Annotated in this window: 18 protein-coding genes; 13 read left to right on the top strand and 5 right to left on the bottom strand. The window is 62.9% G+C overall.

Annotation, left to right across the window (positions count from 1 at the left end; translation table 11 throughout):
• Positions 1-3 precede the first annotated feature (3 nt).
• Positions 4-1359, bottom strand: a complete 1356-nt coding sequence (locus QCE63_RS20810) for an MFS transporter (protein WP_309835680.1) — start codon at positions 1357-1359, stop codon at positions 4-6.
• A 148-nt stretch (positions 1360-1507) separates the two neighbouring features.
• Here QCE63_RS20810 and QCE63_RS20805 point away from each other — a divergent pair, with 148 nt between their 5' ends.
• From QCE63_RS20805 to QCE63_RS20785, 5 genes are all read left to right on the top strand, one after another.
• On the top strand, positions 1508-2290 hold the full coding sequence (locus QCE63_RS20805) for an IclR family transcriptional regulator (RefSeq protein ID WP_309835678.1): 783 nt from the start codon (positions 1508-1510) through the stop codon (positions 2288-2290).
• Between the two features lie 10 nt (positions 2291-2300).
• On the top strand, positions 2301-3116 hold the full coding sequence (locus tag QCE63_RS20800) for a cytochrome c (RefSeq protein ID WP_309835677.1): 816 nt from the start codon (positions 2301-2303) through the stop codon (positions 3114-3116).
• A gap of 117 nt (positions 3117-3233) precedes the next feature.
• Positions 3234-3908, top strand: a complete 675-nt coding sequence (locus tag QCE63_RS20795) for a GntR family transcriptional regulator (RefSeq protein WP_309835676.1) — start codon at positions 3234-3236, stop codon at positions 3906-3908.
• An 83-nt stretch (positions 3909-3991) separates the two neighbouring features.
• On the top strand, positions 3992-5428 hold the full coding sequence (locus QCE63_RS20790) for an MFS transporter (RefSeq protein ID WP_309835675.1): 1437 nt from the start codon (positions 3992-3994) through the stop codon (positions 5426-5428).
• Positions 5429-5462: 34 nt separating this feature from the next.
• A complete protein-coding gene (locus QCE63_RS20785; protein WP_309835674.1) occupies positions 5463-6341 on the top strand; it encodes an isocitrate lyase/PEP mutase family protein in 879 nt (292 codons plus the stop codon).
• Between the two features lie 3 nt (positions 6342-6344).
• On the opposite strand, the gene QCE63_RS20780 is transcribed toward QCE63_RS20785, so the two are convergent.
• Positions 6345-7691: a pyridoxal-dependent decarboxylase gene (locus tag QCE63_RS20780; RefSeq protein WP_309835672.1), complete on the bottom strand. Its 1347-nt coding sequence runs from the start codon at positions 7689-7691 to the stop codon at positions 6345-6347.
• A gap of 233 nt (positions 7692-7924) precedes the next feature.
• On the opposite strand from QCE63_RS20780, the gene QCE63_RS20775 reads away from it, so the two are divergent.
• From QCE63_RS20775 to QCE63_RS20755, 5 genes are all read left to right on the top strand, one after another.
• The gene (locus QCE63_RS20775) at positions 7925-8680 is read left to right on the top strand and encodes a HisA/HisF-related TIM barrel protein (RefSeq protein WP_309835671.1); all 756 of its coding nucleotides are present in this window, start codon (positions 7925-7927) and stop codon (positions 8678-8680) included.
• 68 nt (positions 8681-8748) lie between these two features.
• Positions 8749-9843 carry a hypothetical protein gene (locus tag QCE63_RS20770; protein ID WP_309835670.1) on the top strand — a complete coding sequence of 365 codons (1095 nt, stop codon included), beginning with the start codon at positions 8749-8751 and terminating at the stop codon, positions 9841-9843.
• A complete protein-coding gene (locus QCE63_RS20765) occupies positions 9840-10511 on the top strand; it encodes an HAD hydrolase-like protein (RefSeq protein WP_309835668.1) in 672 nt (223 codons plus the stop codon). Before QCE63_RS20770 ends, QCE63_RS20765 begins: the two co-directional genes overlap by 4 nt.
• Before the next feature lie 10 nt (positions 10512-10521).
• Positions 10522-11820 carry an adenylosuccinate synthetase gene (locus QCE63_RS20760; protein WP_309835667.1) on the top strand — a complete coding sequence of 433 codons (1299 nt, stop codon included), beginning with the start codon at positions 10522-10524 and terminating at the stop codon, positions 11818-11820.
• Positions 11817-12293, top strand: a complete 477-nt coding sequence (locus QCE63_RS20755; protein WP_309835666.1) for an NUDIX domain-containing protein — start codon at positions 11817-11819, stop codon at positions 12291-12293. Before QCE63_RS20760 ends, QCE63_RS20755 begins: the two co-directional genes overlap by 4 nt.
• Here QCE63_RS20755 and QCE63_RS20750 read toward each other — a convergent pair.
• Both QCE63_RS20750 and katG read right to left on the bottom strand, forming a co-directional pair.
• A complete protein-coding gene (locus tag QCE63_RS20750) occupies positions 12274-13089 on the bottom strand; it encodes an isocitrate lyase/phosphoenolpyruvate mutase family protein (RefSeq protein ID WP_309835664.1) in 816 nt (271 codons plus the stop codon). The two genes, QCE63_RS20755 and QCE63_RS20750, sit on opposite strands and share 20 nt — an antisense overlap.
• Positions 13090-13222: 133 nt before the next feature.
• Entirely contained in the window at positions 13223-15490 is a 2268-nt protein-coding gene (gene katG, locus QCE63_RS20745; protein ID WP_309835663.1) for a catalase/peroxidase HPI, read from the bottom strand.
• Between the two features lie 347 nt (positions 15491-15837).
• Between katG and QCE63_RS20740 the strand changes: the two genes are divergently transcribed.
• Positions 15838-16266, top strand: coding sequence for a DUF6516 family protein (locus QCE63_RS20740; RefSeq protein ID WP_309835661.1), 429 nt, complete (start codon positions 15838-15840; stop codon positions 16264-16266).
• Positions 16263-16739: a transcriptional regulator gene (locus QCE63_RS20735; protein WP_309835660.1), complete on the top strand. Its 477-nt coding sequence runs from the start codon at positions 16263-16265 to the stop codon at positions 16737-16739. Before QCE63_RS20740 ends, QCE63_RS20735 begins: the two co-directional genes overlap by 4 nt.
• 113 nt (positions 16740-16852) lie before the next feature.
• Here the strand turns inward: QCE63_RS20735 and fae are convergent, their stop codons facing one another.
• Positions 16853-17386, bottom strand: coding sequence for a formaldehyde-activating enzyme (gene fae, locus QCE63_RS20730; RefSeq protein ID WP_309835659.1), 534 nt, complete (start codon positions 17384-17386; stop codon positions 16853-16855).
• Positions 17387-17612: 226 nt separating this feature from the next.
• Here fae and glcC point away from each other — a divergent pair, with 226 nt between their 5' ends.
• Positions 17613-18380 (top strand): transcriptional regulator GlcC, encoded by a 768-nt coding sequence (glcC, locus tag QCE63_RS20725; RefSeq protein ID WP_309835658.1) that lies wholly within the window; start codon positions 17613-17615, stop codon positions 18378-18380.
• Positions 18381-18438 lie beyond the last annotated feature (58 nt).

Here is an 18438-nt window from a genome sequence, read left to right as displayed (position 1 = left end):
GGTTCAGTGTGATTGCAGGGAAGAAGGCGAGGACGCGCCCGCGACTTCGGCCGCGGAGTCGGTACGGTTCATGTCGATGCCCAGCGTTTCCGGCGCGGTCAGAATCATCGCGAGCGAAATCAGGTTGAACACGACGCACACCGCCACCACGCCCCAGGGCGAGCCGTTGCAGACCGCGAAGAGCCACACCGCGAGCACGGGCATCGGGCCGCCTGCCACGAGATTCGCGCCCGTGTAGGCCAGCGCGGAGCCCGAATAGCGCACGTTGGTCGGAAAGGCTTCGGCGAAGGCCACCGGCTGGATGCCGCTCTGGAACTGCGTGAAACCGAGGAAGAAGCCCATCGCGAGCAGCATCGGCATGAAGCTCTTCGTGTCGAGGATCTGGAAGTACACGAACAGCATCAGCAAGGTGGCCGTCGAGCCGATAGCCAGCGCACGCCGCCTGCCGATCCGGTCGCTCAGCATGCCGCCCGCCAGCGCACCGACGATCGCGCAGACATTCGCGCCCATCAGCAGCAGGAAGCCGGTCTGCTTCGGCACGCCGAGCGTCTTCGTCACATAGCTCAGCGAGAACACGACGATCAGATAGAAGATCGCCGCCGGTCCGCAGAAGAACAGCATCCAGCGCAACACAGTGCGCCAGTGCAGGCGCAGCGCATCGCGCAGCGGGCTGCCGACCTCCGCGACTTCGGTCTTCGCGAGCGCCACGAACGCAGGCGTTTCCGCCACGCGCAGCCGGATATACACGCCGACGACCACCAGCACGAAGCTCAGGATGAACGGGATGCGCCAGCCATAGCTGTCGAAGGCTTCCGCCGACATCGTCGATGACAGTCCGAGCAGCACGCCGTTCGCCATGATCTGACTCAGCGGCGAGCACAGGCCGAGCAGGCCCGAGTACTTGCCGCGCGCATCCGGACTGGCGTGTTCGATCGCCATCAGTTGCGCGCCGGTCGATTCGCCGCCGAGCGCGAAGCCCTGCAAAATGCGCAGGATCACCAGCAACAGCGGCGCCCATACGCCGATGCTCGCGTAGGTCGGCAGAAAGCCCATCAGCATCGACGCGAGGCCCATCACCGTGACGGTGCCGAGCATCAGGTTGCGGCGGCCGAGCTTGTCGCCCAGGTGTCCACAGATGATCGCGCCGAGCGGACGCGCCGCGAGTCCCACGCCGAAGGTCGCGAGCGAGGCGAGCAATGCGGAGGTCGCGTCCATCGACGGGAAGAACAGCTTCGGCAAGACGGTCGCGGCCAGCGCGCCGTAGAGTGTGAAGTCGAACCATTCGAGCGCCGTGCCGATGGCGGCGGCCGTGACGGCGCGTGTACGCATCGACTGATGCGCTTGTGTTGGTGCGTGCATTGTGTCTGTCTCCTCTCCATTTATCGCCGTTAGAACCGGCATGGCGCACAGATTATCAGCAGCGCTGGGACATCGTTCCAGGGTGGAATTTCATCCCGTCATATGCAATCATGCGGCTCGTTACGGCCCGACCCAACACGAGGAAGCAATGCCCGGCGTCACCGAAAGAACCATGGCGGTCCTCGAATTTCTCGCGACGCAAATGGAAGGCACGCCGCTCGCGATGATCTCCGACCAGCTCGACATTCCGCGCAGCGCGTGTCATCGCCTGCTGGTGGATCTGAAGCAATGCGGCTATGTGCGCCAGCTGCGCGAACACGGCGACTATGTGCTCACCACGCGGCTCGTCGGTCTCGGGCTGAGCTATCTGGCGACTTCCGGCATCGTCGACATCGCGCAGAGCATGCTCGATCGCCTCGCCGAACAATCGGGCGAACTGGTGCGGCTGGCGATCGTGGACGGCGACCGCCTCACGTGGGTCGCGAAGGCGCAAGGCGCGCTCAAGGGCCTGCGCTACGACCCGGACATGGGCATGGACACCATCCTTTCGTGCAGCGCGACCGGCCACGCCTGGATGATGACGATGACCGACGAACGCGCGCTCGAACTCGTGTCGCGCCAGGGCTTCGGCACGCCGAAGCAGTACGGGCCACGCGCGCCGACCACCGTGACCGGCCTGCTCGAATTCGTGCATGCGGCCCGCGCGCGCGGCTACGCGACCATCAACGAGGTCTTCGCGCCCGGCATGACGGCGATGGCCGCGCCGGTGCAGCGACGTGGCCATCGGGCGATCGGCGTCATCAGCATCGCGGGGCCGCTGATCCGGCTCACAGAGAAACGCATGGCCACGCTCGGCCCCACCTTGCTCGCTGCGGCGAACGAACTGGCGGCGGCCAGTCTCGCGTCGCCGCTGTTCAGCAACACGCGCTGAAGGACATACGATGAATCTGCGTCCTGTCCTCGTCCTTGCCAGCCTGATGTGCTTCAGCGTTGCATCGTGGGCCGCGAGCCTTGCGATCAACGTCGGCGGCGAGCGCTCGCTCACGACCGAGCAGCTGCTCGCGCGCCCCGACGCCGCCACCATCCACGTGCCGAACGACGTCGTTTTTCATCGCACGATGACCTATCGCGCCGTGCCGTTGCGCGCGCTGCTCGGCGTCACTGCCTTGCCCGCGGAACAGGAACTGCAGATCACCGCCAGCGATGGCTTCGTCACGCATCTTGCGCCGCAGCTGCTGTTCGGCAAAGCCGGCAAGCGCGCCGAACCGTGGCTTGCCATCGAGGCGCCGGATGCGCCCTGGCCGCGCTTGGCCGACGGCGGCGACATCGGTCCGTTCTATGTCGTGTGGCTGGATCCCGCGTTATCGGGCGTGTCGAGCGAGCAATGGCCCTACAAGGTCGACTCGATCCGCGTCGCGCCAACGCTCGCCGCGCGCTGGCCGCAACTCGCGGTCGACCCAAGCGTGCCCGCGAATTCGCCCATCCGACGCGGCCAGGCCGTGTTCGCGACGCAGTGCATCGTGTGCCACAAGATGAACGGCGCCGGCGATGCGTCGATGGGTCCCGATCTCAATCTCCCGCATAACCCCACCGAATATTTTCAGCCGTGGGTGTTGAAATCGTTCGTCCGCAATCCGAAGTCGATCCGCGCTTGGCAGGATATGAAAATGCCCGCCTTCGACCGTAATGCCATCAGCGACAGCGATCTCGACGCGCTCATCGCGTATCTCGGCTACATGGCGAAACACCGCAAGTAAGCAGGCACTGCGGGAAATCCCCCACGGATCGTCAGGCTGACTTTGCATACAATGCTCCCGTCGAACGCGTGAAACGGGTGCCAGGTGGCCGAATCTCAGCAGGTTTTGCATACAACTTTGCCGGAACCCGCGCGCTCGGCCGATGACGTCTATCTCGCGATCAAGGAGGCGCTCGCTGGCAGCCAGTACGGCGCGGGCCAGTATCTGCGCGAGGAACAGCTCGCCCGCAGCCTTGGCGTGAGCCGCACGCCGGTGCGCGAGGCGCTGCGCCGCCTCGACGCCGAGGGCTGGGTCGAAACCCGGCCGAACTACGGCGTGCGGGTCAAGGCGTGGACGCTGCAGGACGCGCGCGAAATCTTCGAAGCGCGCCTGCTGGTGGAGCCGTATCTCACGGGCCGCGCGGCGCTTGGGATCGGTGCGCCGGACATCGCGCATCTGAAAACACTCGCCGATGCGATGTTCGCCATCACGCAGCATCCGTCCACGCCCGAGTCCTGCGAAGCCTGGTTCGCCGCCAACGGCGAGTTCCACGCCATCATCACGGCCGCCGCCAACAATGCGCGGCTCGACCGCTCGCTCAAGTCGATGAAGGAAACGCCGCTCATCAAGTGGACCTTCGACACCTATAGCGACGCAGACCGCGAACGCAGTGCGCGACAGCATTTCGAAATCGTCATGGCGCTCGAACAGCGCAACGTCGCGTGGGCGGAAGCCATCACGCGCTGCCATATTCTCGCCGCCGAAAAGGCGGTGCTCGACCGTTACGACCGGGAGCATGCGGCTTCCGCATGACGCGTCGTGCATGACCGTCGAGCAGCAACAGCATTGATGAACCGTCGTTGAAAAAGTCGCTTGGACGACAGAGGAGACACGACATGCCGGGCAACGAAGGCACCACCACCGCTGACGCCACCGTCAGCACCGTCAGCACCGTCAACGCCGGTCCGCGTCTGGACCGGCTGCCGATTTCCGGCTTTCACAAGCGCGTGCTATGGCTGATCGGCGCGGGCATGTTTCTCGATTCATTCGATGTCTATCTGGCCGGCGGCGTGCTCGGCGCGCTCACCAAGATGGGCTGGTCGAACCTGCAACTGAACGCCGCGTTTCTCTCGTCGACCTTCATCGGCATGTTGATTGGCGCCTTCGCGGCCGGCGTGCTCGGCGACGCGAAAGGCCGCAAATTCACGTATCAGTTCAATCTCGCGGTCTTCGGACTGGCGTCGATCGCGGGGGCGTTCGCACCCAACATGACGTGGCTCATCGTCTGCCGCTTCTTCATGGGGCTCGGGCTGGGCGCGGAGATCGTGGTCGGCTATGGCTCGATCGGCGAGTTCATGCCGCCCGCCGTGCGCGGCAAGTGGTCGGCGATGTTGTCGCTGATGACGAACTCCGCGCTGTTCTTCTCGACCTTCCTTGGCTATCTGATCATTCCGTCGATCGGCTGGCGCGCGATGTTCGCCATTGTCGGGATCGGCGCGATGATCGTGTGGGTGATCCGCAAGAAGATGCCGGAATCGCCGCGCTGGCTCGAATCGAAAGGCCGCTATGAAGAAGCCGAAGCCATCCTGCGCGCCGCCGAGGACGAGTCGTCGCGCGCCGCGCCGCTGCCGCCCATCGCCGACGTGCCCCGCACCGTCACCCGCAAGACCACGCTGCTTGAACTCTTCGGGCCGGCGCAGATTCGCCGCACCTTCGTGTCCATCGTTGTGCAGGTCGCGGTCAACATGGTCATCTATGGCTTCATCGTCTGGGTGCCGACCTTCCTGATGAAACAGGGCATCGGCATGGCGTCGTCGCTGGGCTATTCGTCGCTGATGTCGCTCGGCGGACCGGCGGGCGCGCTGCTCGGCGTGTTTCTCGCCGACCGTATCGGCCGCAGGAACGGGCTCATCGTGGTCTCGGCGCTGGCTGCGGTGGTCGGCTGGCTGTACGGGCACTCGACCGGCATCGAAATGGCGACGCTGCTCGGCTTCCTGCTGTTCACGCTCACCTATCTGCTCGTCGCGCTCGGCATCGCCACGTACATTCCCGAACTGTTCGCGACCGAGAACCGCATGCGCGCCAACGGCATCGCGGGTTGCGCGGGTCGCATCACGGGCATCTTCGCGCCGCAGCTCGTCGTCGTGATGTACACGGCGGGCGGCGTCAAGGACGTGCTGTCGATGATCATCGGCACGCTGGTCGTGATGACCGTGGTGCTGGCGGTGTTCGGCATCGAGACGAACCGGCGCTCGCTGGAAGACATCGCGCCGTCGCTCGACCCCGGCGACCCGCTCGCCCGTTCGCCGCTTTCGCACGAATCGCAGCGTTGATCCTTACTTCACATCGTCACGAAAGGAAAACCTCATGAGCGTCACACACGAAAGCAAGCGCCAGGCATTGAAAGCGCGTTTCGCGCGCAAGGACCTCGTCACCGCGCCGGGCATCTTCGACATGATCTCCGCGAAGATGGCCGACTCCATGGGCTTCGAATGCCTATACATGACCGGCTTCGGCACGGTGGCGTCGTACCTCGGCCTGCCGGACGCGGGCCTCGCCACCTACACCGACATGGTCAACCGCGTCGCGGCCTTCTGCGGCGGCACGAATACGCCGATGATCTGCGACGGCGACACCGGCTACGGCGGCCTGCTCAACGTCGCGCATACGGTGCGCGGCTATGAACAGGCGGGCGCGGCGGGCATTCAGCTCGAAGACCAGGAGTTTCCGAAGAAGTGCGGCCACACGCCGGGCCGTCGGGTGATTCCGCTCGAAGACATGGTGCGCAAGATCAAGGTCGCCGCGGAAAGCCGCAGCGACAGCAACTTCCAGATCATCGCGCGCACCGATGCACGCACCTCGCTCGGACTCGACGAAGCGCTGCGTCGCGCGGAAGCGTTCGCGAAGGCGGGCGCGGACGTGCTGTTCATCGAATCGCCGGAGAGCGTCGAGGAACTGGAGACGATTGGCCGCAGCTTCGACCAGCCGCTGCTGGTGAACGTGGTGGAAGGCGGACGCACGCCGCAGCTTGCGCCCGACGAGTTCCAGAAGCTCGGCTTCACGCTGGCGATCTATCCGGCGACAGGCTTCCTGACAGCCGCGAAGGCGCTCAAGGACGCCTACGGCCAGATCCTCGCGCGCAAGAATACGGAGAGCGCCCCGGACGCGATGTATCCGTTCTCCGCGATGTGCGAGCTGATGGGCTTCCCGGATGTCTGGGCCTTCGATCGCGCGCACGCGGATTGAGGCTCAGAGGCGCCGTTTGAGATCGGCGAGCAGCGTGACCAACTGGTCCGCGTGCTCGTCGGTCGTGCGCCACGACGACACGCTGATCCGGAACGCCGGGCGCCCCTGCCAGACGGTCGCGCCGAACCACGTGTCGCCGGAGGCCTGCGCCGCCTGACGGATCGCGACGGTCTGCTCGTCGGTCGCCGCCCGCGCCAGCACCTGATTGATCACCACGCGATTGAGCACCTCGTAGCCCGCCTCGCGCAGGCCTTCAGCGATCCGTGAAGCCTGCGCGCAATGCCGCTCGATCATCGTCGCGACACCCGCGCGCCCGAGCGAGCGCAACGCCGCCCATACTGGAATGCCGCGCGGCCTGCGCGAGAACTCCAGCGTCAGGTTCTTCTGCGCATCGGGCGCGCCGGTCAGGTAGACGGCATCGCTGTTCATCGCGGAAGCGAGCGCGGCGGCATCGCGGCAGATCACCATGGCGCCGTCATAAGGCGTGTTGAGCCACTTGTGGCCGTCCGTGGTCCAGCTGTCCGCGCCGTCGATGCCGTCCGTGAGGAACGCCTTCGACGACGCCCGCGCCCACAGACCGAAAGCGCCATCCACGTGCACCCACGCACCGGCCGCTTTCGCGCGCGGCACGAGCACGGCGAACGGATCGAATTCGCCGGTGTTCACTTCGCCGGCCTGCATGCAGAAGATGGTCATGTCGTCGAGCGGCGGCACGCGTTCGGGATCGATGCGCCCGTATTCGTCCGCCGGCGCGACGATCACGCGCTTCATGCCGAAGCCCAGGATGCGCAGCGCCTTCCTGACGGTGATGTGCGACATCTCCGAAATCACGACCTTCACTTCGGGCGCGCCGATCAAGCCGTCCGCGTCGAAGTCCCAGCCCTTGCGTGCGAGCAGCGCCCGGCGCGCCGCCGCGATGGCCGCCATCGTGCAGGCGGTCGCGCTGGTGCCGAAGCCGACCGCGCTGCCTTCCGGCAGCTTGAGCACATCCACGACCCAGCGCGCAGCAATGCGTTCGATGGCCGCCGAAACCGGCGAGTTGTCGAACGACGACGCGCATTGATCCCACGCCAGCATCAGCCGTTCGGCCGCCGCTGCGGCGGGCAGCGTGGCGCCGACGACAAAGCCGAAGTAACGCGGTCCATTGGATACCGCCGTGGCGGGAGAGCCTTTCTCGTCCAGCAGCCGAAGGCCATCGGACGGCGGGTGGCCGTGGTCGGGCAAGGACTCGTCGAAGGCGTCGAGGCCGGCGAGTGCGGCGGCATCGGGAAACACGCGGCGCGTGGCGGCGGATTCGAGATAGCGGCGGGCGCGATCGTTGGCGTCTGCGAGCAGCGTGAGTTCGTCCATGCGGTTCCTGGCAATGTCGAGAAGAGCTTCATTGTCGCCTGCTCGCGCCGATCGCGCGCGTATCGCCGGGCGTTACGCCGAAGCCAGCGATTCCTTGATAGTTGTCTAAAAGCAGATATCTCGGCCTCACTCTCAAAAAACTATCAGGACTATATTTTCAATCCCAATTTACCCCTACTCAAAACATTCGTTTCAAAGCGCCTGTTTTGAACAACCCAACTTCGAGGAGGAGTGTGAGATTCACCTTATATCCATCGGTCGATATCGTTAATGCAAATGCGCTGACTTCCAGAACCGCGATTGCCGCCACGCTCGGTCACGACATTAAAGCGGAGGGGCTGGGGAGTCCCATCGATTTGGCGCTCGCCTTTCAGGATGCGGGCGCGCAGTGGATTCACGTGGTCGATCTGGACGCCGCCGCGGGCAAAGGCAGCAACCGCCATCTGGTCTTCGAATTATTGAAGCAGGTTAAAGCCAACGTGCAGGTTTGCGGCGGAATCAGGACCGAAAACGACGTCGCCCGATTAATCGATGCAGGATGCGGCCGGATTAATATCGGCACGGCGGCACTCGAGAATCCGCATTGGTGCGAAAGTCTTTTCAAGCGATATGGCGAAAAGATTGCCATTGCGCTGGATGTCCGCGAATCGGATTCCGGTTATACGCTGACGAGCCGTGGATGGAATGACGAGTCGGGAGACGTGTGGCCGAAACTGGCCTTACTGGACCAACTCGGATGCCCGCGCTACGTGGTCACCGACGTGAACCGCGGCGGAAACATGAATCATCCCAATCTTCGCTTGCTCGAAGCCATGACGAAAAGAACCAGCAGACCCATCGTGTCCGGCGGGGGCGTGTCGAGCGTCGAGGATATCTTCGCTCTCGAGGCTATCGCCGTGGAAGGAACGGTGCTGGGACAGGCGCTGCATTGCGGCAGCCTGTCATACGGCGAGATTGAAGCACAGCTCAGGCAGACCACAACCGTATGACCCATTCATGGTTGAGCCGCTTCCCGAGCCTGTCCACGTTCGGCCTTCTCGGTGACATGAGAGGAGGCTTGCACGAACTCGATCTGATTCACCATGAGGTGCGAAATTTTCCCGCGCTGATTGGCACGCACGAAAGCGGCATTGCATCGCGCTCGAAAAACTACTATCGAATGGCGAACGGCCGCGACCTGCTCGAAGACATCCTTGTCCTTTCCGCGATCAACGAGGATCTCGAGTGCGATAGCGGCATGTGCTCTCGACCGGCGCGCTACATTCTCGCCGATCACCTATTAAACAAATTGCTGAGAATGCTCGACGCGTGTCTTGCAAGCAAGACCAGCAATGACGCAATCATTCCGCTCATCGATGCCATCAAGGTCTACGCCGGACAACTGGTGGCGCTGCTTCTTGGTTCGAGCCATGTGCCACACGCCGCGCGCTTTTTCAGAGACGCCATGCCGCGCGAAGCACTGGATTCGGTGCCCCGAGTGTTTCTCGAAGGCGACAATCACGCACTCTCGATCTCGGCCGGCATGTTTTCACGGGAGACAGCTTGGGATTGCTGCATCGGCATTTTGCTGGGCGGCGGTGCGCCGGCCGCCTTGCTTTCAGCTATTCATGACGCTCAACTGAATTTCCTGAAGCTGTCTGCTTACGATGACTCCGCGAATGACTCGGACATGATCTGGGGAAGCAGCATGGCCCATTGCGGAAGAATTCGTCTTATTGACGATAACTGTGGAACAGGCCATACGTTGAACCGGGGCGAACAGATCCTGAATGCGGCGCATCGCGCGGTGGTCGGGCCCTGGGCTGCCGAACTGCATTGGGAAAAGATGCTTCGCGTCACGGGATATCAGCATGACGAGGCCATTTTCGATGCGCGGCGGCTCGATACGCTCTCTCCCTGGAGTTTCAGACATCACCGGTTGCTCAAGAAATTTCCTGTCGATCAGGATTCGAATCTCTATCACACGACGCTCGACCAATGGGCCGATTTCTCGACATCGCTGTTGTCGCTCGTGGAAGATATCGGTGCCATGCCTGTCTCCATTCAACAGTCGAGGCGCGATATGGCGATGCTGAAAAACCGCCCGCGTGCGCCGGCCGGACTCTTCGCGCTCGTCAAGTCGTGTTCCTGCACACATAGCACAATGCAATGAATACCAAAGCACATATCGTCTGGGACTGGAACGGCACATTATTGAACGATGTGAGCATTGCCCTGGAAGCCACCAATCGCGCGCTGCGGCACTTCAATCTTGAAGCGTTATCGCTCGAAGACTATCGCGCGCGTTACTGCGTTCCGGTACACGACTTCTACAGCAGCATGCTTGGAAGAGAGATACAGGATGCCGAACTCGATGCAATCGGCGTGATCTTCAACGCGTTCTATCGGGACGCCATTCATCTCGCACCGCTGGCTCACGATGCACGCGAGGTTATCGCGAGCCGGAAAAGTCAATCCATCTGCTCGCTTTTAAAGCAGCCGATCCTCACCGGCATGATCCGCCGCTTCGAGATCGATGCGTACTTTTGCCGCGTTCACGGGCGCGATTTTCCGCTCACGCGCAATGGCAAGCTCGATCACCTGGCCGCGCATGTCGATCTGCTGAAACGAACGCATGGCGTCGAGGCCAATACGATTGTCGTGATCGGCGATTCGATCGATGACGCACTGGCCGCACGCGCAGCCGGTATTCACGTTGTTCTGTATTCATCGGGGACGCATAGCCATGAACGCCTTTCGCAAATCGGCGTTCCGGTCGCTCATTCCCTGACGCAAGCCGCGACGTTCGCCGACGCGATCGCGCTGAATCAAACCTTTTAGGAAGTCATTCATGTTTCACGCTGTAATGGGCCTGCAATTCGGGGATGAAGGCAAAGGCAAGTTCGTCGATTATCTGTCGAGGCGCTACCGGCATATCGCCCGTTTCAACGGCGGCGCGAATGCCGGTCACACGGTGAATGTCGGTGAAACCAAGGCCGCGTTCTCGCAGATTCCCGCCACGCTCGAAGGCGCCAAGGAACTCTATGTATGCCAGGGTTCGCTGCTCAGTCTCGACACTCTGGAACGCGAAATCAACTATATCCAGTCCGTCCACCCCGACAACAAGATTCATATCGACCCTCGCTGTCATATCGTGTTGCCGATTCATGCCCAGCTGAACCGGGCGTCTGAAGCCTTCAAGGGCAAGAAGAAGATTGGATCGGTGGGCGTAGGCGTAGGCGCGTGTTTCGAGGACAAGGCGAATCGCCATGGCATCCGGCTGATCGACACGCAAAATCCCGACACGCTGCGGCAGAAACTTTTAATGCTGTGGGACATTCGGAAGAAACAGATCGAACAGGTATTCGAGGGCACGCTGGATCTCGAATTCGATGCCGAATTCGAAAAACTGCTCAAACTGGGCAAGACCGTCCGACACTACGAATGCTTCACCGACGAGAAAATCAGCGCCGCACTTGCGGCGAACGAAGGCGTGCTGCTCGAAACATCGCAGGCGGCCTTTCTGGACTGCGCATTCGGCACCTATCCCTATACGGTGGCCTATCAGACGCTGCCGCAGAACTGCTTCGGCATGATAGGCATCCCTGCGCACAGGATGCATGTGCTCGGTGTCATGAAGGCTTATATGATCCGGGTCGGCAACGGGCCGTTTCCCACGGAACTCGACGATGAGCGCGCCGACACTATTCGCGAGCGAGGTCATGAGTACGGAACGGTGTCGAAGCGGCCCAGACGCTGCGGCTGGCTGGATCTGCCCTTGGTCGATCATGCGGTGAGACTGGCCGGCGTGACGGAAATCGCCATCACCAACGTGGACGTGTTGGGCGGCATGAAGGAGATCTGGGTGTGCACGGGCTATCGCCTGAATGGACGCTCGGTGTCGGCGAATGAGGCGCTGATGCAGTTTGCGGACATCGAACCAGTCTATGAGCGCTTGCCCGGCTGGCCGCCATTGACCGGCCGCTATCATTCAATCGACGCGTTTCCCGCCGAACTGAGGCATTACCTCGGCTTCATCCAGTCGCACCTGTCCGCGAAGATCCGCTTCGTGTCCTACGGCCCCGACCGCAGCGAGACCCTCAGGATCGGCAGCCATCATCCGGCTGCGATTGCCGAGATGAGCGCATGATCGAGTACGTCACTGGATTCATGTTTTCCACGTGCAGGCGTCACGTGGTGCTGGTGTCCAAGCTGAAGCCCGAATGGCAGCATGGCAAGGTGAATGGCGTGGGCGGCAAGGTCGAGCCGGGCGAAACCGCCGCCGACGCCATGGCGCGCGAGTTCATGGAAGAAGCGATGGTCGCCTCGACGGCTGACGAGTGGGTCAACTACGTGCGCCTCGTCAGGCCCGGTTCGTACAAGATCGACTTCTTCTTCATGAGCAACGCCCAGGCGTTTTCCGCACGGCGCGGCGACGCCGAGGAGATCGGCATCTTTCCAGTCGACGCGCTGCCGGACAACGTGATTCCCAACTTGCGCTGGCTGATCCCGCTCGCGCTGGATCCCGGGCTTCGCTTCGATGCGCCGCTCGAGATCGTCGAAGCGGCGCCGCCTTTGCCCGAGCGCAGCATGATGCCGCCGTTCAGCGGAAGATGCCGTTGAGATCGTTGCCCGCCGCGGCGTCCTTGAATCCGTCGAAACGGCCGTCGACGAGACCTTGCGCCGCGCGCAGGAAGCCGCCCCACGCCGCGCGCGCCAGTCCGCCCCCTACACTGACGCGCCGCACGCCGAGCGCGGCGACCTGATCCAGCGTGAAGTCGGACCCGCCGCCGATCAGCAGATTCACCGGCTTCGGCGCGACGGCCCGAACCACGGCCTCGATTTGTTCGCGTGTCTTGATGCCGGGCGCGTAGAGACAATCGGCGCCGGCTTCGGCATAAGCCTTGAGACGCGCGATGGCGTCGTCGAGATCGGGCTTGCCGGCGAAAAAATTCTCCGCACGCCCGACGAGCAGCGTATCGCCGCCCGTTTCATCGATCGCGCGCCGCGCGGCCTGCATGCGTTCCACCGCAACTTCAATGGGAAACAGCGGCGCGGCTTCATCGCCGGTCGAATCTTCGATCGACAAGCCCGCGACGCCCGTCGCCACCGCCAGCCTGACGCTTTCAGCCACCTCGGCCGGCGTCGCGCCGAAACCGCTTTCGAAGTCGGCGTTCACGGGCAGGTCCGTCGCGGCGACGATCTCGCGCAGGTGAGCGAGCACGTCATCGCGCGAGACGTGATTGTCCGCGTGCCCGCGCGACCAGGCGAAGCCGGAACTCGTCGTCGCGAGCGCCTTGAAACCGAGCGATTCGAGATAGCGCGCGGAACCCGTATCCCACGGATTGGGCAGCATGAAGCAGCCCGATTCGTGCAGCGCGCGAAAGGCCGCGCGCTTCTCGGCGATGGTGCGGGGCATGGCGTGTCTCCTGTCGATGATCGAGCGTGAGCGTAGACGATACCCGCTTCCGCATGAATGCGCCCGCCATGAAAAACGGCGACCCGGGAAGGTCGCCGTTCATCACGCCGGAGGCCGACCTGCGCTTACGTCTTCAACTCTTCTTCAACTCATAGCGGTCGAGATCCATCACCTTGCTCCACGCGGCGACGAAGTCATTGACGAACTTCGCCTGGCCGTCCGCGCTGGCATACACCTCGGACAACGCCCGCAGCACGGAATGCGCACCGAAGATCAGATCGACGCGGCTGCCGGTCCACTTGCGCTGCCCCGACTTGCAATCGCGGCCCTCGAACACATCGCGGCGCGACGACACCTGTTGCCACTCCGTGTTCATGTCGAGCAGGTTGACGAAGAAGTCGTTGGTCAGCGCTTCGGGCTTGTCGGTGAAGACGCCGTGCGCGCCATTCCCCGACGACACCTTCAACGCCCGCAGTCCGCCGACCAGCGCCGTCATTTCCGGCGCGCTCAGCGTCAGCAGTTGCGCCTTGTCGATCAGCAGCGCCTCGACCGGCACGCGGATGCCGTCCTTGATGTAGTTGCGGAAGCCATCGGCGACCGGTTCCATGGCGGACATCGAAAGAACATCGGTCTGTTCCTGCGACGCATCCATGCGGCCCGGCGTGAACGGCACGGTCACCTTGTGCCCCGCCGTCTCCGCCGCTTTCTCGATGGCCGCGCCGCCCGCCAGCACGATCAAATCGGCCATCGAAATGCGCTTGCCACCGGATTGCGCGCCATTGAATTCGCCCTGAATGCCTTCGAGCGACTTCAACACCTTCGCAAGCTGCTCGGGCTCGTTGACCTGCCAGTCCTTCTGCGGCGCGAGCCGGATGCGCGCGCCGTTCGCGCCGCCGCGCTTGTCCGAGCCCCGGAACGTGGACGCCGACGCCCATGCCGTCGACACCAGTTCCGCCACCGACAGCCCCGACGCCAGCACTTTCTGCTTGAGCGCGGCGACTTCCTGATCGGTCACGAGCGGATGATCGACGGCCGGAATCGGGTCTTGCCACAGCAGTTCTTCCTGCGGCACTTCCGGTCCGAGATAGCGCGCCTTCGGTCCCATGTCGCGATGCGTCAGCTTGAACCATGCGCGCGCGAAGGCATCGGCGAACTGGTCGGGGTTCTCCCAGAAACGCTTTGAAATCTTCGCGTATTCCGGATCGAAGCGCAGTGACAGGTCGGTGGTCAGCATCGTCGGCTTCAGCTTCTTCGATGCATCGTATGCATGCGGAACGGTTTCACCCGCATCCTTCGCCACCCATTGATTCGCGCCCGCCGGGCTCTTGGTCAGCTCCCATTCGTAGCCGAACAGGTTTTCCCAGAAACCGCTGCCCCACTTCGTCGGCGTCGTGGTCCAGGTCACTTCGAGACCGCTGGTGATGGTGTCCGCGCCCTTGCCGCTGCCGAAGCTATTCTTCCAGCCGAGGCCCATGTTCTCGAGATCGGCGGACTCCGGCTCGGGGCCGACGTTGTCAGCCGGACCCGCGCCGTGCGTCTTGCCGAAGGTATGTCCGCCCGCGATCAGCGCGACGGTTTCCTCGTCGTTCATCGCCATGCGCGCGAAGGTTTCGCGGATGTCGTGCGCGGCGGCAAGCGGATCCGGATTGCCGTCCGGGCCTTCCGGATTGACGTAGATCAGGCCCATCTGCACCGCGCCGAGCGGATTCTCGAGATTGCGGCCGCCGTCGGTCCGGCTCGCTTCCTCGCCGTGCTTCTGTACGTCGGCGGTGATGACGCCCTGGTCGTCGTCATTGCCGGCGGCGCCCTTGCCATAGCGGACATCGCCGCCGAGCCAGGTCTTTTCATTGCCCCAGTAAACGTCCTGGTCCGGCTCCCATGTTTCCTCGCGGCCGCCGGCAAAGCCGAAGGTCTTGAAGCCCATGGTTTCCAGCGCGACATTGCCGGTCAGGATGATGAGGTCGGCCCAGGAAAGCTTCTGGCCGTACTTCTGCTTGATCGGCCAGAGCAGGCGACGCGCCTTGTCGAGACTGACGTTGTCCGGCCAGCTGTTGAGCGGCGCGAAGCGTTGCTGGCCGCGGCCACCGCCTCCCCGGCCATCGCCGATGCGGTAGGTGCCGGCGCTATGCCACGCCATGCGAATGAAGAGCGGACCGTAATGACCGAAGTCGGCGGGCCACCATTCCTGCGAGTTGGTCATCAATGCCGCGAGGTCTTTCTTGACCGCGGCGAGATCGAGACTCTTGAAGGCTTCGACATAGCTGAAGCCGGTATCGAGTGGATTGGACTTGCCGGAGTGCTGATTCAACAGATCTACGCGTAGCTGCCTGGGCCACCAGTCACGGTTCGTCGTGCCGGTACCGGCGGCATGAGTGAACGGACACTTCGATTCGTTTGACATGCGCTATCTCCTTGCGAGGACGGTCCCACTAATTGTTCTGCTGTGCTCCTGCCTTGATCGAGTCCGGTGAACACGCCCCGAACCCTTGAGTGAAGTCGCTGCTTTCTGTGGCGTGAAAATCGAGTGCTTGCCAGCCCTGCCGTATTTCAGAAAATACGTGAGAGCAACCCTCAATAGAATGCGATTTTTGCAATGCGGCCGATAGGGGCCGGCTATAAGCTCGCCACTCGCTCACTGCTTGCCGATGCTGCGCTGCGGGATGCATGGGAGCCTCCGCAACGAGCTTTTCAGTCTAGCAGCGTATGACGGCCCCGGTATGACGACTGTGCGCGCCTCGCGATTCACTCGTGGTGGCTGCGCGGCTCGTGCCGCCTGTCGCGTGCTTCGTCAAGTCCGCTGTCCGGCAAATGGTGCGCGAACTACAGACGTTGGAAGATTTGACAACACAACAAGGTGTTGTCAAAATATCCAACAGTAAAGGCAAAGCAATTCTGATCCTTGGCGAGCGCCATGAGCGCTCGCCAGACTCGCTCGTTGAAATGAAGATCTGGCAAGTCCCTGTGCCGGTTCCGGGATGCTCGCATGTGTGGAAGTACAGGCTTGCGTTCGTCGCGAGGAACGTGTGCGTGCTGCGCTACGACAACGAGCGTCGCAAGGGCGACAATCGTCATTTCACGAACACCGAGTCACCTTATGAATTTTCATCACTGAATCAGCTGTTGGCCGATTTCAGGATGGATATGGAAATCTTGCAGAGATGGAGGTCAAGACCATGAAGACCGTCACGATAAGCGTGTCGTCCCTCGACGACGTCATGAAACGCGCACAGGCCGCAGCCGCCGGCAAGGCTCAGGGCGCGCACTTTTCCTATGCCACCCCCGAACTGCTGTTTCGCACGTTCACCACGTCACGCTGGCAGATCATCCGCGCCATGACCGGCGCCGGCGCCATGTCCATCCGCGAGTTGTCGCGGCGTCTCGAGCGCGACGTGAAAGGCGTTCACGGCGACGTCAAGGCGCTGCTCGAAACCGGCTTGCTGGAACATGACGAGAGCGGCGGCATCGTGTTTCCCTATGACACGGTGCATGTCAATTTCACCTTGAAAACCGCGGATCTCGCCCAGCCCGCCGCTTCCGGGGTTCAGGCACTTGCCGCGGCGCCGCCGGCGGATGCCGTGAAGGCGTCGCCCGGACCGCGCAAGGAGGCCGCTCCACGCAAGCGGGAAGCACGCGCGGCAGGAAGTCGCTGAATCGCTGGACTGCTGAGTTGCTGCGTGACGCGTGGCGGCGGCGGTCAATCTGCCGCGCTCGTTCTGCAACGGCGCGATGCGCCGTCAGAAGCATGCCGCGCCATGGATTCGGACTAACTCCAGTCGTCCATGTCGTGCTTGATGCTGTGGCGGTTCGCGATGAGTTCGTCGACGCTCGGCTCGTTGTTCATCGCGCGCCGTATGGCCAGCTTGGTGGCTTCGTAGTTCGTGCGGTACATGTCCTTCTTGTCGAAGTTCGCGTCGGTTGCGCAACGCGGGTCGATCCACACCAGGCTGATGATGCACAGCTCGTTTGCCTGGTCCTTGGGCAGAATGCCTTCAATCAGGCAATCAACCACGGCATCCGCCGTCGCGGACTGCACCACGCCGCCAAACAGGTCGATATTCGCCATGTCCTTCAGCGTCACTTTCGGCACGATCATGGTCGCGGGGCGGACCATCTGGTTGCACGCCCGAATGGCGAACATGGCCGTGTGCCCCTTCGACTGCGCCATCATGTTGGCGAAAGCGTGACCAACAGGACCGTCGACCCGGCCAATCAATATTTCCGGCATCGGATCGGTGGCTTGTCCGGGAGCGGCGAGCACGGTGGCCTCGCCGGCGCGGAAGGTCAGATCCGGATTCATGAGAACGTCTCCTTTCAGGACGAAATAAAGATTCGATCGATCAAGGGGCCACCCTCACGCAAGTACGGTGCCATTGCCCTGCACAAGGCGCGGGCGCGGTGTGCCGTCGATCCGCAGGGACACACTGTCCGTGTGGCGTGACAGAATGGCTGACCGCGCCGAACGGGGCTCGCTCCGCAACAGCCATGCTAGAGTGCTCGAAGTGGTCCGACCAGTGAGGCGCACCATGCATTCATCTCATCCGGAAGACGCGTCGCAGATCGCGGACGTCGTGGCGGAACGTATCGAAAACCTGATCGTCGATGGCGTCCTGAAGCCCGGTCAGGCGCTGCCGTCCGAACGGCGGCTGACGGTGAAGCTCGGCGCGTCGCGCTCGGCGGTGCGTAAAGGATTGAAAGTGCTGCGCACGCGGGGAATCATCGAGACTTCGCACGGACGCGGTTCGTTTGTCGCCTCGCTCACGTCACAGCCCGCGCTCACGCCGATGATGCATCTGCTCGGCTCGCAGCCCCGCACGCTCTACGACATCTTCGAAGTGCGCGCGATGCTCGAAGCCGAATCGGCCCGCCTCGCCGCATTGCGCGGCACGCAGGCGGATTTCGCGCTCATCACCCGCCGTTACGAAGAGATGCTTGCCGCCAGCGAGAGCGAAATCGGCGAGTCGAAGCGCGCCCAGCTCGACTACAACTTCCATCTCGCCATCTGCGAGGCATCGCACAATCCCGTGCTGGTGCATACGCTCAGCTCGCTGACCGACCTTCTGTTGAGCTCGGTCTTCGCGTCCGTCAACAACCTCTATCACCGTGCGGCCGAGAAGCGCGTCATCGACAAACAGCACGCTCGCCTCTACAAGACCGTGCTCGGCAAGCAGCCCGAACTCGCGCGCAAGGCGGCGAGCACGCACATCGACACCACCACGGCATGCCTGCGTGAGATCGAGGCCGAGGAACAGCGCCTCGTGCGGGCGACGCTGCGGCTGAAGGGCTGGCAGTAGCTCGACAGCACATGCGGAGGGCGCGGCACACATAGCACACGCGCCGCACACGCCGCAC

This window comes from Caballeronia sp. LZ065, assembly GCF_031450975.1.
GTDB lineage: Bacteria > Pseudomonadota > Gammaproteobacteria > Burkholderiales > Burkholderiaceae > Caballeronia.
Note: the sequence above shows the minus strand (reverse complement) of the source record. Positions and strands in the feature narration are given on the sequence as shown.

Coding starts and splice junctions, on each gene's coding strand:
- fae (WP_309835659.1), bottom strand. CDS start 17,386: ATGAATCCGGATCTGACCTTCCGCGCCGGCGAGGCCACCGTGCTCGCC.
- QCE63_RS20750 (WP_309835664.1), bottom strand. CDS start 13,089: ATGCCCCGCACCATCGCCGAGAAGCGCGCGGCCTTTCGCGCGCTGCAC.
- QCE63_RS20755 (WP_309835666.1), top strand. CDS start 11,817: ATGATCGAGTACGTCACTGGATTCATGTTTTCCACGTGCAGGCGTCAC.
- QCE63_RS20765 (WP_309835668.1), top strand. CDS start 9,840: ATGAATACCAAAGCACATATCGTCTGGGACTGGAACGGCACATTATTG.
- glcC (WP_309835658.1), top strand. CDS start 17,613: ATGCATTCATCTCATCCGGAAGACGCGTCGCAGATCGCGGACGTCGTG.
- QCE63_RS20805 (WP_309835678.1), top strand. CDS start 1,508: ATGCCCGGCGTCACCGAAAGAACCATGGCGGTCCTCGAATTTCTCGCG.
- QCE63_RS20785 (WP_309835674.1), top strand. CDS start 5,463: ATGAGCGTCACACACGAAAGCAAGCGCCAGGCATTGAAAGCGCGTTTC.
- QCE63_RS20800 (WP_309835677.1), top strand. CDS start 2,301: ATGAATCTGCGTCCTGTCCTCGTCCTTGCCAGCCTGATGTGCTTCAGC.
- QCE63_RS20810 (WP_309835680.1), bottom strand. CDS start 1,359: ATGCACGCACCAACACAAGCGCATCAGTCGATGCGTACACGCGCCGTC.
- katG (WP_309835663.1), bottom strand. CDS start 15,490: ATGTCAAACGAATCGAAGTGTCCGTTCACTCATGCCGCCGGTACCGGC.
- QCE63_RS20760 (WP_309835667.1), top strand. CDS start 10,522: ATGTTTCACGCTGTAATGGGCCTGCAATTCGGGGATGAAGGCAAAGGC.
- QCE63_RS20790 (WP_309835675.1), top strand. CDS start 3,992: ATGCCGGGCAACGAAGGCACCACCACCGCTGACGCCACCGTCAGCACC.
- QCE63_RS20780 (WP_309835672.1), bottom strand. CDS start 7,691: ATGGACGAACTCACGCTGCTCGCAGACGCCAACGATCGCGCCCGCCGC.
- QCE63_RS20735 (WP_309835660.1), top strand. CDS start 16,263: ATGAAGACCGTCACGATAAGCGTGTCGTCCCTCGACGACGTCATGAAA.